This is a genomic window from Rhodococcus sp. 008, from assembly GCF_001682295.1.
Classification (GTDB): domain Bacteria; phylum Actinomycetota; class Actinomycetes; order Mycobacteriales; family Mycobacteriaceae; genus Rhodococcus_F; species Rhodococcus_F qingshengii.
Genome location: NZ_CP012749.1, coordinates 5,607,620 through 5,621,092, shown reverse-complemented (window position 1 = coordinate 5,621,092; position 13,473 = coordinate 5,607,620). Strand labels below are relative to the sequence as shown.

Below are 13,473 nucleotides of genomic sequence, written 5' to 3'. Positions count from 1 at the left end.
GCGTTACCTTTCGTTGTAAAGAGAGACAGGCGCTGTCTCCATCTTGTAGGCAAGGCTAACATGACCAAAATCTGGCTCGAGACCAGTCGGCACGGTCCGCGCGCAGGTGTGAATTCGCACTCGCGCACCGTGTCTGGCGACAGTTGGGGCCTTATGCCGGTAGCGTTGATGGATCGCACTGGGAGGAGACGCACATGAGCTCGACAGAGAACCCGGATTCGGTTGCGGCAGCAGAAGAACTCCACGCGCTACGAGTGGAAGCACAAGTACTGCGCCGACAACTTGCACAATCGCCGGAGCAGGTGCGTGAGCTGGAGTCGAAGGTGGACTCGTTGTCCATCCGAAACAGCAAGTTGATGGACACCCTCAAAGAGGCCCGTCAGCAGCTCATCGCGCTTCGTGAAGAAGTCGACAGACTCGGTCAACCGCCGAGCGGTTACGGAGTCCTTCTCTCGGTACACGAGGACAAGACCGTCGACGTGTTCACGTCGGGTCGCAAGATGCGGTTGACGTGCTCACCGAACATCGACACGGACACCCTCGCCCTCGGGCAGACGGTTCGCCTCAACGAGGCACTCACCATCGTCGAGGCCGGCACCTACGAGCAGGTCGGTGAGATCAGCACGCTCCGTGAGGTACTCGACGACGGCTTGCGCGCACTGGTGGTCGGCCATGCCGACGAAGAGCGCATCGTCTGGCTCGCAGCGCCGTTGGCAGCCGTCTTCGCCGACCCCGAAGCCGACATCATCGCGTACGACGCCGATTCTCCGACCAGGAAACTGCGTCCGGGCGACTCGTTGCTCGTCGACACCAAGGCCGGGTACGCCTTCGAGCGCATCCCGAAGGCCGAGGTCGAAGATCTGGTTCTCGAAGAAGTTCCGGACGTTCACTACGACGACATCGGTGGTCTCGGGCGTCAGATCGAACAGATCCGTGATGCCGTCGAACTCCCGTTCCTCCACAAGGATCTGTTCCACGAGTACTCACTGAGGCCGCCGAAGGGTGTACTGCTCTACGGTCCGCCTGGTTGCGGCAAGACGCTCATCGCCAAGGCCGTCGCCAACTCGTTGGCCAAGAAGATCGCCGAAGCCCGCGGTCAGGACAGCAAGGACGCCAAGTCCTACTTCCTGAACATCAAGGGCCCGGAACTTCTGAACAAGTTCGTCGGCGAAACCGAGCGTCACATCCGGATGATCTTCCAGCGTGCTCGTGAGAAGGCGTCCGAGGGCACTCCGGTGATCGTCTTCTTCGACGAGATGGACTCGATCTTCCGTACCCGTGGTTCGGGAGTCTCCTCCGACGTGGAGACAACGGTCGTTCCGCAGCTGCTCAGCGAGATCGACGGTGTGGAAGGGCTCGAGAACGTCATCGTCATCGGCGCTTCCAACCGTGAGGACATGATCGACCCGGCCATCCTGCGTCCCGGCCGACTGGACGTGAAGATCAAGATCGAGCGCCCCGACGCGGAATCGGCTCAGGACATCTTCTCGAAGTACCTGGTGGACGGTCTGCCGATCAATGCGGACGACCTCGCCGAGTTCGGTGGAGATCGCACTGCATGCTTGAAGGCGATGATCGTTCGCGTCGTCGATCGCATGTACGCGGAGAGCGAAGAGAATCGTTTCCTCGAGGTCACGTACGCCAACGGCGACAAGGAAGTTCTGTTCTTCAAGGACTTCAACTCGGGGGCGATGATCCAGAACATCGTCGACCGCGCCAAGAAGTACGCGATTAAGTCTGTGCTCGACACCGGTGCTCCGGGCTTGCGTGTGCAGCACCTCTTCGATTCCATCGTCGACGAGTTCGCCGAGAACGAGGATCTGCCCAACACCACCAATCCTGATGACTGGGCACGTATTTCGGGCAAGAAGGGGGAGCGGATCGTCTACATCCGCACTCTCGTCACGGGCAAGAACGCCAGTGCGAGCCGCGCGATCGACACGGAGTCGAACACGGGCCAGTACCTGTAACGAAACGAACATCGATCGGGCCGGCCACTCCGCGGGAGTTGTCGGCCCGATCTCTGCGTCACTGCCGTTGACTTCGTTGCGATTGGACCGGTCGGTCGCGCTGGTTTAGAGTCCCGCCGTGCAGATACATCTTCGACACAATCCGTCGTCCACAGTCGCTCGCTGCTACCTCGCGCCCGGCGAACCGCTGCGCGTGGAGAGCGGGGCGATGCTCGCGCATTCTGCCGGCGTAGTACTCGAAGCGAAGGCGCAGGGCGGCGTCCTGCAGGGACTCAAGCGGTCGATGCTGAGCGGCGAATCATTTTTCGTCACGACGTATACCGCTCCGCCGCAAGGTGGTTGGGTCGACGTGACTGGCGTGCTTCCCGGAGATCTGATTCCGCTGACCATCACCTCTGATCGCCCGTTCTTCCTCAACCGTGGAACCTGGTTGGCCAACTCCTACGGTGTGACGGTCGAGTCCAAGTGGGGCGGCATGTCCAACCTCTTCGGCGGTGAGGGCGGCTTCGGCCTGCGGGCAAGTGGCGACGGTGAAGTAGTGCTGGCCGTCTACGGCGCGATCGACGTCATCGACTTGCAGCCAGGCGAGACGGTCACGATCGATACCGGTCACGTGGTCGCCTACGACCTCGGGATGAACTTCAACATGCGGCGCGCCGTTCAGGGGCGCACCATTCAGTCGATGAAGTCCGGTGAAGGATTTGTCTTCGACTTCACCGGCCCAGGACGCGTTCTCGCGCAGACCCGCAACCCCAGCGCCTTCGCTGCGTGGCTCTCGGCGATCACCCCGGGCTGATCACAGGTCCCACCAGTGTTCAGTCCCAGCGGTGTTCAGCTCCAGCAATAGTCGGCCAGCAGCGCGCGTGAGTCCGGAACGAACGGCCACGACGGGTCCTGCAGGTGGGCGCCGAGTTCTTTCGGTGTCCACCACCAACCTTCGGCGATTTCGCTGGGCTGATGTGCCATCGGCCCGTCGTATCTGAGTTCGAACGCAAACAGGTGACAGCGCAACGGAGAGTTGTTCCACTCGCCGTCCCAGGATTTTCGAGCGATCTCCGTCAGTTGGAGTGGCTGGTCTGCCGTTCCGAAGATTCCGAGTTCTTCACCGACTTCACGGATCGCAGTTTCCTGCGGCGTCTCACCTGGATCGACGACACCTCCGGCCAGACAGTCGTGATAGCCCCCGAACACCGCTTTCGTGTCGGTTCGGCGATGGACGTAGATGCGGGAGCCGTCCCCGGTACGAACCAGGACGCCCGCACTCGCGTGCCAGAGCCCACCCGAGTAGACGACGGAACGTGGTGCTCGGCCGATCGGATTACCCGTCCGGTCGTACACGGCGACTACCTCGTCCGCGGGATTCAGGTCTGCGGTGAGAGGTTGGTGCATTCCTCCAACTGTGCCACGCCTGTGGGTGCCGCGCCGCAATCACATAGGCTCTTGTGTCATGCAGCGGATCATCGGTGTCGAGGTCGAATACGGAATATCTTCACCCAGTGAGCCGTCGGCGAATCCGATTCTCACTTCAACCCAGGCGGTGCTTGCCTACGCCGCCGCAGCGGGCGTGCCACGGGCCAAGCGCACACGCTGGGATTACGAGGTCGAATCTCCGCTGCGAGATGCCCGAGGCTTCGATCTGGGGCGAATGAGCGGTCCCGCGCCGGTGATCGACGCGGACGAGATCGGCGCCGCGAACATGATTCTCACCAACGGGGCACGGTTGTACGTTGATCACGCCCATCCGGAGTATTCGGCGCCCGAGGTCGCCGACCCGCTCGACGCCGTGATCTGGGACAAGGCCGGCGAACGCGTCATGGAAGCGGCTGCGCGGCACGCATCCAGCGTGCCGGGTGCGCCACGGCTGCAGCTGTACAAGAACAACGTCGACGGCAAGGGTGCCTCGTACGGCACGCACGAGAACTACCTCTGCTCACGTGAGACCCCGTTCGCCTCGATCGTGACCGGATTGACGCCGTTTTTCGCGTCCCGGCAGGTGATCTGCGGTTCCGGTCGTGTGGGTCTCGGTCAGTCCGGCGACGAGGCCGGATTCCAGCTTTCGCAGCGATCCGACTACATCGAGGTCGAAGTAGGCCTCGAGACCACTCTCAAGCGCGGAATCATCAACACCCGCGACGAACCGCACGCGGATGCGGACAAGTATCGCCGCCTGCACGTCATCATCGGTGACGCGAACCTCGCGGAGATGTCGACGTACCTCAAGGTTGGAACAACGGCGCTGGTACTCGACCTGATCGAGGCAGGTGTCGACCTCACCGATCTGCAACTGGCGCGTCCGGTCACGGCCGTCCACCACATCAGTCACGACCCCACTCTGCGCAAGACCGTTGCGCTGGCCGACGGACGTGAACTGACAGGGCTTGCGCTGCAACGCATTTACCTCGAACGTGTCTCGAAGTTCCTCGACCGTGAGACCGATCGTGATCCGCGAGCGGACGATATCGTCGCCAAGTGGGCGATGGTTCTCGATCTCCTCGAGCGCGATCCCATGGAGTGCGCGAACATCCTCGACTGGCCGGCCAAACTGCGTCTGCTCGAAGGGTTCCGCAATCGTGAGGGACTCGCGTGGTCGGCGCCGCGATTGCATCTGGTGGATCTGCAGTACTCCGACGTGCGACTCGACAAGGGCCTGTACAACCGCCTGGTTGCTCGCGGCTCCATGGAGCGGCTTGTCACCGAACAGCAGGTTCTCGACGCGGTCACGAACCCTCCCACCGACACTCGCGCATACTTCCGGGGCGAGTGCCTACGCCGATTCGGTGCCGATATCGCGGCCGCGAGCTGGGATTCGGTCATCTTCGATCTCGGCGGTGAATCGTTGATCCGTATCCCCACCCTCGAGCCGCTTCGAGGTACCAAAGCGCACGTCGGAGCGTTGCTCGACTCCGTGGACAGCGCCGCGGAACTGGTTGATCAGCTCACTCACTGAAATCAGCCGATGCGGCTCGCCGTCGCGTCTCTCCACACCTGACGGTGCCGCTCGGTAGGGTGAAGGTCCGAGCGGGATCAGTTACCGACTCTGCTGGGCCGAACAGGATGCTCGCGAGAGCTCCCTTCACACAAGGAGGTCGACGGCGATGGCTCAAGAACAGACGCAGCGTGCCGGTGGCGGCGAAGACGACGAAACCACTGGTGGCGACGGCAGTGCCGGCCAGGAACGTCGCGAGAAGCTCGCTGCAGAAACCGACGACCTGCTCGACGAGATCGACGACGTGTTGGAAGAGAACGCCGAGGACTTCGTCCGTGCCTACGTCCAGAAGGGCGGCCAGTGACGGTGGATCGCGCGCCCCGGATCACAGACGGGGACACACGGTTGAGCTTCGGCTCGAATCTGTCGTCATTCTCGGAATACCTTCGGGTGCATGCACCGGAGCATCTTCCGCAGAACCGCTTCGCCGACACAGGAGGTGTTGTCATGGGCGGGGGAGACGTAGCTCCGCACGGCACCACCATCGTCGCGATCAGCTATGCGGGTGGTGTTCTGCTCGCGGGTGATCGCCGAGCGACGATGGGCAATCTCATCGCCAGCCGTGACGTGCAGAAGGTGTACGTCACGGACGACTACTCGGCTGCGGGTATTGCCGGTACGGCCGGGATCGCAATCGAACTGGTCCGGCTCTTCGCGGTCGAGCTCGAACATTACGAGAAGATCGAAGGCGTCCCACTCACGTTCGACGGCAAGGCCAATCGACTTTCGTCGATGGTTCGAGGAAATCTCGGAGCAGCGATGCAAGGTTTGGCGGTTGTGCCACTGCTCGTGGGTTACGACCTGGACGCGGTCGATCCGTCCACCGCCGGTCGCATCGTCTCCTACGACGTCGTCGGTGGGCGATACGAGGAGCGCGCGGGCTATCACGCAGTCGGATCCGGCTCCCTGTTCGCGAAATCGGCGCTCAAGAAGCTGTATTCACCGGGAATCGACGAGGACACCGCGCTTCGGTTCGCCGTCGAGGCGCTGTACGACGCGGCAGATGACGATTCGGCTACCGGTGGTCCTGATCTGACACGAGGGATCTATCCGACGGCGGTCACCATCACCTCGGCCGGCGCTGTCGAGTTGTCGCCCACCAGGGCTGCCGAGATCGCCAGGGAGATCGTCGCGGCTCGCACGGCGACCGTGAGTCCGGAAGGGGAGTCTGCGCTATGACGATGCCGTATTACGCATCAGCCGAACAGATCATGCGCGATCGTTCGGAATTGGCGCGCAAGGGAATTGCCCGCGGGCGCAGCGTCGTCGTTCTCACCTACCGCGACGGAGTGCTCTTTGTCGCCGAGAATCCGTCGCGTGCTCTGCACAAGGTCAGCGAACTGTACGACCGTCTCGGATTCGCGGCAGTGGGCAAGTACAACGAGTTCGAGAATCTGCGCCGCGCGGGCATCGTCCACGCAGACATGCGTGGGTACTCGTACGACCGTCGGGACGTCACCGGGCGTTCGCTCGCCAATGCGTACGCACAAACCCTGGGAACGATCTTCACCGAGCAGCCCAAGCCGTACGAGGTCGAGATCTGTGTTGCCGAGATCGGTCGCTTCGGAAGCAGTACGCCGGCTCAGCTCTACCGGATCACGTACGACGGATCCATCGCGGACGAGCAGGAATTCGTGGTCATGGGCGGCACGACCGAACCGATCGTGACGGCGATGCGCGAGTCGTACCAGCGAGACCTCGACCTCGAATCCGCAGTGCGGATTGCAGTCGGGGCGCTCCAAAAGGGCGGCCCGGCACCGGCCGGAACCACTGAGGCGGAACCACGAACTCTCGATGTGAGTGCACTCGAGGTTGCCGTACTCGACAGCAATCGTCCACGCCGTGCGTTCAAACGGATCGCTGGAACGGTTTTGGAAGAGATGCTTCCAGCTCCGGCAGCAGTCGAGGATGCGCCGCCGGCAAACGGCGACGCACCCTCGTAGATACTCCGTAGGTCTGGGAGTTACTGCAGGTCTGGAGTTACTGAGTGACTCGGTAGACGGCCACCGCGCCCGGTTCGGTGTCGAAATCGAACCGGCGCGCGTCTGCCACCACTTCACCGTCGGTGGCGATGGCTACCGGTGAATCGGCGACTCGGACCGACATCGACGAGACGAGTTCGCGAACGTAGACCCGCGAGCTGCCCAATGTTCCTGTGGCAGCCGCAAACAGCAGACGTGAGCGCGAGAATTTCTTGTCCGCGCGCAGATAGCGGACGTCGAGTAGTCCACGGTTCATCTCCGGACGCGACATCGGCACCTGATCGGCGGGGGAGTATCGCCCGTTTCCGACGAACAGCATCCAGATTGTGGTCCGCTTCCCGTCGATGGTCACCGTCATCGGCTCCGCCGCTGCGAGAACCCGGATCATCGCGGCTCCTGCGGCCGGCCACTTACCGAAACGCGGTTCCCATTTTTCCCTCAGGCGCACAGCATCCGGGTATCCACCGAGGCTGGCTGTGTTGAGAAACCGTGCAGTCACTCCGGAATCCGTGCGCACCACCGCGTGGTCGACGAATGCCGCCTGACCGGACTCGACTGCCTGTGCGGTCTCCTCGACATTCACCGCCCCGACGTCGCGGGCGAAATGGTTCAATGTTCCGCCGGGAAAAACCGCAAGTGGTAGCTCATGCTTTGTCGCCGCGGTCGCGACCGTGACCACTGTTCCGTCGCCGCCGCATACACCCAACGCTTTCGGCGAGAGCTCGGGGATCTTGGCATCGATCTGCATGTCGAAGTCGATGTCCGCGTCGAACTCGTAGACGATCGCTTCCGGTAGTAGTTCTCGAATCGATTCCACGATCCCGTCGTCCTCGGAGCCTGAACCAGGATTGGTGAAGACCAACAAGCCTTCTCCGCGCGGGAGCGCGGGAACCACGCACTCGGGTCCGAGTTCGGCGGGCTCTTCGTCCCGCACCGCCCACCAACGACGTGTGCCGGCAGCGATAGCACCGCCGACCGCGAGGCCTGCGAAGACGTCGGACGGCCAGTGGACTCCGTTGTGAACGCGTGAGTACGCCACTGCTGCGGCCAGTGGTGCCAGAGCAGCTCCAGCAACCGGGGACTCCATGGCCACTGCCGCGGTGAATGCCGCGGACGAAGACGAATGTCCGGAGGGGAACGAGGACGACGTCGGAATGTCGACGCCTCGCTTCGGGCTCAGCCAGACGCGTGCCGGTGGGCGTCGGCGGGGAAAGAGGGGCTTGAGTATGCCGTTGGCCAGCGCGCTGGAACCGGCCAGTGCGAGCAGCCCGCGTGCTGCTGCCCTACGGGGCCGCCCGCCGATCATCGCGAGCAAGGCGGCGACAACCATCCACAAAACGCCGTGATCGGCGGCTCTGGAGAGAAACCGCATGGTCGGGTCGAGCACGGAAGGGCGCAGTGCTCCAGTGCTTTCCATGACTTTGACGTCGCTTCGGACAACTTTTCGGCGAATAAGGCTCACACCGTCACACTATGCTGCCGCCCGACGTTGTCGAGTCGTGACTTACGACGCGATCGAAGTACACGGGTGAACCTCGCATTCTGGTTGTACTGTCGAAGTGTGCAGAGACGAATCATGGGTATCGAGACGGAATTCGGCGTTACCTGCACCTTTCACGGGCACAGGAGACTGAGCCCCGACGAGGTTGCTCGTTACCTCTTCCGTCGTGTCGTGTCGTGGGGTCGCAGCTCCAACGTCTTCCTCCGTAACGGAGCCCGCTTGTACCTGGATGTGGGTTCGCACCCGGAGTACGCGACGGCCGAGTGCGACAGCCTCATCCAGCTGGTCAATCACGACCGTGCCGGTGAGCGTGTGCTCGAAGAACTGCTGATCGACGCCGAGGCGAGACTCGCCGAGGAGGGTATTGGTGGCGACATCTATCTCTTCAAGAACAACACCGACTCGGCCGGAAACTCGTACGGCTGCCACGAGAACTTTCTCGTCGCGCGCGCCGGTGAGTTCTCCCGCATTTCGGATGTCTTGTTGCCGTTCCTCGTCACGCGCCAGTTGATCTGCGGCGCCGGAAAGGTACTGCAGACTCCGAAGGCCGCGACGTTCTGCCTCTCGCAGCGCGCGGAACACATCTGGGAGGGCGTCTCGTCGGCTACCACTCGCTCGCGTCCGATCATCAACACCCGCGACGAACCGCACGCGGACGCCGAGAAGTACCGCCGCCTGCACGTGATCGTCGGCGATTCGAACATGGCCGAAACGACGACGATGCTCAAGGTCGGTTCTGCCGCACTGGTGCTCGAGATGATCGAAGCCGGGGTGTCGTTCCGCGATTTCGCTTTGGACAACCCGATTCGTGCCATCCGCGAGGTCAGTCACGACGTGACCGGTAAAAAGCCGGTTCGCCTTGCTGGTGGACGTCAGGCCAGTGCTCTCGATATTCAGCGCGAGTACCACGCCAAGGCGGTCGAACATCTGCGTAACCGCGAACCGGACCCGCAGGTGGAGCAGGTAGTCGACCTGTGGGGTCGCACCCTCGACGCCGTCGAAGCTCAGGATTTTGCGAAGGTCGACACGGAGATCGACTGGGTCATCAAGCGCAAGCTGTTCCAGCGATACCAGGACCGTCACGGTTTCGATCTGTCCGATCCCAAGATCGCGCAGCTCGACTTGGCGTACCACGACATCAAACGCGGCCGGGGCGTCTTCGACGTGCTCCAGCGCAAGGGCTTGGTCAAGCGGGTCACCGAGGACGAGACGATCGACGACGCCGTCGAGAATCCGCCGCAGACCACGCGCGCCAAATTGCGGGGCGACTTCATCACCGCAGCCCAGGCAGCAGGCCGGGACTTCACAGTCGACTGGGTTCACCTCAAGCTCAACGATCAGGCACAGAGAACGGTGCTGTGCAAGGACCCGTTCCGCTCCGTCGACGAGCGTGTCGAGCGTTTGATCGCTTCGATGTAGGTCACCCAATTTCACGATTTACAACACAGCAGGTCTGTTTTGCGGCGACGCGCCGGGCACGAAAGTGTCCGGCGCGCGTTCGGTTATCGGATAGCCACTAGGATTTCGGCGTGGCGACATCAAAAATCGAGCGGTTGATGAACCTGGTGATCGCGTTGCTGTCCACCAGACAGTTCCTCACGGCGGAGAAAATCCGTGACAGTGTGGCCGGGTACAACGATTCCGCGAACTACGAAGCGTTCAGTCGCATGTTCGAGCGCGACAAGAACGAACTTCGTGACCTGGGTGTCCCGTTGGAAACCGGTCTGGCAGGACGGTTCTCGACCGTCGAGGGGTATCGGATCAATCGCAACGCCTACGAGCTTCCGGACGTGGACCTCACCAGCGAGGAATCTGCTGCAGTCGCCGTCGCGGTGCAGTTGTGGGAGTCGCCGGAACTGATTTCGGCAGCCCAGAGTGCACTACTCAAACTCCGAGCGGCCGGCGTCCAGGTCGACTCAGAAGTCAGTGCCGCCCCGGTCACCGCGATTCCCGCGCGCACCCGCGGTTCGGAGCCCGCGCTCGGCAAGCTTCTTGCAGCGGTCGACGCCGGCCGAGCAGTTCATTTTCAGCACCGCGGCGCATTGAACGAACCGTTCACCGAGCGCACCGTCGAACCGTGGGGCGTCGTCACGCACAACGGCAAGTGGTACCTGGTCGGGCACGACGTCGACCGTGATGCGGTGAGGACCTTCCGGCTCTCACGGATCGGTGACGACGTCAGGGAGTTCGGCCCGGCCGGTTCGGTTCACAAACCTGAAGGTGTCGACCTTCGCGAGGTCGTCGATCGCGTGACCGGTTCGGGCGTCGTGACCGGGACGGCTACGGTGTGGGTCGCAGACGGCCGCGCCCATGAGCTTCGGCGGCTTGCGACGTCGTCGTCCGAACGGCGGTTGACCGATCGCGACGGCAGCGTGCTGGCCATCCCCGTCCGATCCTGGGAATGGACCGCTCGGTTGATCGCCGGTCACGGGTTGGACGCATTGGTGCTGGACCCACCGGATTTGCGTGCTGAGGTCGTCGCGAAGCTGCGCGCCGCCGCGGCGAGCCCGATCACCGGCAATGGACAGGGGGACCACTGATGAGCAATCGACTGTCGTCGCGGTTGGCACGGCTGCTCAACCTCGTGCCGTACTTCATCGCAAATCCTGGCATCAGTCCCGCCGATGCCGCCGAGGAGCTCGGTGTCAGCACCACTCAACTGATGACCGACCTCAATCAACTGTGGGTGTGCGGACTGCCCGGTTACGGTCCCGGTGATCTCATCGACCTGTCCTTCTCCGAGGAAAGTATCGAGGTCACGTTCTCGGCCGGGATCGATCGCCCGTTGCGCCTCACCTCGACGGAGGCGACGGCGTTGCTGATCGCCCTGCGGTCCTTGGTGGAAATGCCCGGCATGGTCGATCCGTCCTCGGCGCAACGTGCCATCGCGAAGATCGAGGACGCAGCAGGCTCGGCCGCGGCACGAGCCATCGGTCAGGACCGGGACACATCGCCGGCGCCGGACATCGCCGAAGACCCGATAGCAGCGACGGTCAGAGCCGCGCTCGCAGACAAGACCGCCCTGCGATTGACGTATTACTCCGCCTCGCGCGACGCGGTCTCCGAGCGCATCGTCGACCCCGTTCGTATCGTGTTGGTCGACAACTACAGCTACCTCCAGGCGTGGTGCCGTCAAGCCGAGGGCGTGCGGTTGTTCAGATTCGATCGGATCGACGCCGCCGTCCAACTCGACGAGCCCGCCGACCCGCCGCCGCAGGCCCTCGAGGAGGATTCGAATCTCGAATTGTTCAGCGGCGACGGTTCCCTTCCGGAAGCGCGGTTGTTCATCACCAAAGAGTGGGTGTGGATGCTCGACTACTACCCGTTGGACGTCGAGCACGTGAACGACGACGGGTCGGTCGAGGCGACGATGAGTTTCGGAACACTTGAATGGATGGCAAGGCTGGTGTTGGGATTCGGTGAGGGCGTTCGGGTCCTTCATCCGCCGGAACTGGTCTCCGAAGTCCATGATCGAGCCGTTGCGGCGCTCGACGCCTATGACGTAATCGGTTCGTAAAACTTCGGGAAACTTCACGTTCAGTGAGTTCGCAGGAAACAAACAGGTAAAAGGTAGCTGAAGTAAGTGCTTTGGCACCTCCGAGCGCCGGTTGTGTCCGGTAGCATCGAGGAATCTGATCATGGGAGGTCGTTATGGGTGCAATGCAGCCGATGCATTGGCTGATTGTCGCTGTTGTCGTCGTAATTCTGTTCGGGTCGAAGAAGCTTCCCGATGCAGCACGCGGTCTGGGTCGTTCCCTCCGCATCTTCAAGAGCGAAGTCAAGGAAATGCAGAACGACGATGCGGCGCCCGCAAGCGCGCCGGTCGCACAGCCTGCTCCGGCACAGTTGCCGACGGCCAACACCGCGGTGGTCGCAAACGGTGCAGCAGCACCTGTTGCGCAGCCGACCGAAGTCAAGCCGCTCTAGTACACACTGCGTTCTAGCCGGGGTGAAATATTCGTTCACCCCGGTTGTCTGCTGACCAAGACCAGGATGCACAGTGCGTATTCCGTTAGACCCGCGTAACCGCAAGCGGAAGGTCAACCCAGACGGCACCATGTCGTTGGTCGACCACCTGTACGAATTGCGGACTCGTTTGTTGTTCGCATTCCTCGGCGTGATCATCACCACGGCGTTCGGCTTCTTCTGGTATTCACACTCGATACTCGGTCTCGAAAGTCTGGGCGATCTGCTTCGCGGACCGTACTGTGAGCTTCCGTCCGAGAGTCGCGCCAACCTCAGCACCGACGACGCGTGCCGATTGCTGGCGACCGGGCCGTTCGAGCAGTTCATGCTGCGATTCAAAGTGGCGCTCACCGCCGGCATCGTTCTTGCCTGCCCGGTGTGGCTTTACCAATTGTGGGCATTCATCACCCCGGGCCTCTACGCCAAAGAGCGTCGCTACGCGGTCGGATTCGTCACCGCAGGTGCCGCTCTCTTCATTCTCGGCGCAATCCTGGCGTACCTCGTCGTGGCGAAGGCTTTGCACTTCCTCCTGACCATCGGTGACAACGTCCAGATCACCGCGCTCAGTGGTTCGGAGTACTTCGGCTTCATCATCAATCTGCTGCTCATCTTCGGCGTCAGCTTCGAAATTCCACTGCTCGTCGTCGTGTTGAACTTTGCCGGCATTCTGACGTACGAGCGTTTGAAGGCCTGGCGTCGAGGATTGATCTTCGGGCTCTTCGTATTCGCTGCAGTTGCCACGCCAGGGTCGGATCCGTTCTCGATGTTGGCGCTCGCGCTGGCTCTGACGCTTCTCTTCGAGGTCGCGGTCCAGATCGCTCGCCTCAACGACAAACGTAAGGCCAAGCGAGCCGGTGAAGACTGGGGCGCACTGTCCGACGAGGAAGCTTCCTCCATCTCGGCTCCGTCCGATCTGAACGAGGCTTTCGACAATCCGACCAAACCCAAGGCCGAATCGAGTGGATTGTTCGGACGTAAGTCCAAGTCCAAGGCTCCGGTCGCGGAGAAATCCGACACCGCCGGCGACAACGCGCCCGGCCAGGATTTCACTGACACTCTCTGAGCGCC

Annotated in this window: 13 protein-coding genes; 11 read left to right on the top strand and 2 right to left on the bottom strand. The window is 62.2% G+C overall.

Annotated features, from left to right (window positions below):
* The first annotated feature begins 194 nt into the window (after window positions 1-194).
* Together arc and AOT96_RS26025 are read left to right on the top strand one after the other, a co-directional pair.
* Window positions 195-1,970 (top strand): proteasome ATPase, encoded by a 1,776-nt coding sequence (gene arc, locus AOT96_RS26030; protein WP_003944870.1) that lies wholly within the window; start codon window positions 195-197, stop codon window positions 1,968-1,970.
* Between the two features lie 118 nt (window positions 1,971-2,088).
* On the top strand, window positions 2,089-2,766 hold the full coding sequence (locus AOT96_RS26025; protein ID WP_003944961.1) for a TIGR00266 family protein: 678 nt from the start codon (window positions 2,089-2,091) through the stop codon (window positions 2,764-2,766).
* Between the two features lie 35 nt (window positions 2,767-2,801).
* Here the strand turns inward: AOT96_RS26025 and AOT96_RS26020 are convergent, their stop codons facing one another.
* Window positions 2,802-3,359, bottom strand: a complete 558-nt coding sequence (locus AOT96_RS26020) for an NUDIX hydrolase (protein ID WP_054828098.1) — start codon at window positions 3,357-3,359, stop codon at window positions 2,802-2,804.
* Between the two features lie 58 nt (window positions 3,360-3,417).
* Between AOT96_RS26020 and dop the strand changes: the two genes are divergently transcribed.
* The 4 genes from dop (at window position 3,418) to prcA (ending at window position 6,899) form a co-directional block, all read left to right on the top strand.
* Entirely contained in the window at window positions 3,418-4,917 is a 1,500-nt protein-coding gene (gene dop / locus AOT96_RS26015; protein WP_003944852.1) for a depupylase/deamidase Dop, read from the top strand.
* A 148-nt stretch (window positions 4,918-5,065) separates the two neighbouring features.
* Entirely contained in the window at window positions 5,066-5,260 is a 195-nt protein-coding gene (locus tag AOT96_RS26010) for a ubiquitin-like protein Pup (protein WP_003944925.1), read from the top strand.
* Complete coding sequence (prcB, locus tag AOT96_RS26005) at window positions 5,257-6,135, top strand: proteasome subunit beta (RefSeq protein WP_007729873.1); 879 nt, start codon at window positions 5,257-5,259, stop codon at window positions 6,133-6,135. Before AOT96_RS26010 ends, prcB begins: the two co-directional genes overlap by 4 nt.
* A complete protein-coding gene (gene prcA / locus AOT96_RS26000) occupies window positions 6,132-6,899 on the top strand; it encodes a proteasome subunit alpha (RefSeq protein ID WP_003945006.1) in 768 nt (255 codons plus the stop codon). The genes prcB and prcA overlap by 4 nt, the downstream gene beginning before the upstream one ends.
* Window positions 6,900-6,936: 37 nt before the next feature.
* Here prcA and AOT96_RS25995 read toward each other — a convergent pair whose 3' ends face one another.
* Entirely contained in the window at window positions 6,937-8,355 is a 1,419-nt protein-coding gene (locus tag AOT96_RS25995) for a bifunctional phosphatase PAP2/diacylglycerol kinase family protein (protein ID WP_197523648.1), read from the bottom strand.
* A gap of 144 nt (window positions 8,356-8,499) precedes the next feature.
* On the opposite strand from AOT96_RS25995, the gene pafA reads away from it, so the two are divergent.
* The 5 genes from pafA (at window position 8,500) to tatC (ending at window position 13,468) form a co-directional block, all read left to right on the top strand.
* Entirely contained in the window at window positions 8,500-9,858 is a 1,359-nt protein-coding gene (gene pafA, locus AOT96_RS25990) for a Pup--protein ligase (protein ID WP_007729869.1), read from the top strand.
* A 110-nt stretch (window positions 9,859-9,968) separates the two neighbouring features.
* Window positions 9,969-10,979: a helix-turn-helix transcriptional regulator gene (locus AOT96_RS25985; protein ID WP_003944939.1), complete on the top strand. Its 1,011-nt coding sequence runs from the start codon at window positions 9,969-9,971 to the stop codon at window positions 10,977-10,979.
* Complete coding sequence (locus AOT96_RS25980; protein ID WP_065352491.1) at window positions 10,979-11,956, top strand: helix-turn-helix transcriptional regulator; 978 nt, start codon at window positions 10,979-10,981, stop codon at window positions 11,954-11,956. Before AOT96_RS25985 ends, AOT96_RS25980 begins: the two co-directional genes overlap by 1 nt.
* Window positions 11,957-12,090: 134 nt before the next feature.
* Window positions 12,091-12,366 (top strand): Sec-independent protein translocase subunit TatA, encoded by a 276-nt coding sequence (tatA, locus tag AOT96_RS25975; RefSeq protein WP_003944836.1) that lies wholly within the window; start codon window positions 12,091-12,093, stop codon window positions 12,364-12,366.
* Window positions 12,367-12,439: 73 nt separating this feature from the next.
* The gene (gene tatC, locus AOT96_RS25970; protein WP_003945030.1) at window positions 12,440-13,468 is read left to right on the top strand and encodes a twin-arginine translocase subunit TatC; all 1,029 of its coding nucleotides are present in this window, start codon (window positions 12,440-12,442) and stop codon (window positions 13,466-13,468) included.
* The last annotated feature ends 5 nt before the right edge of the window (window positions 13,469-13,473 follow it).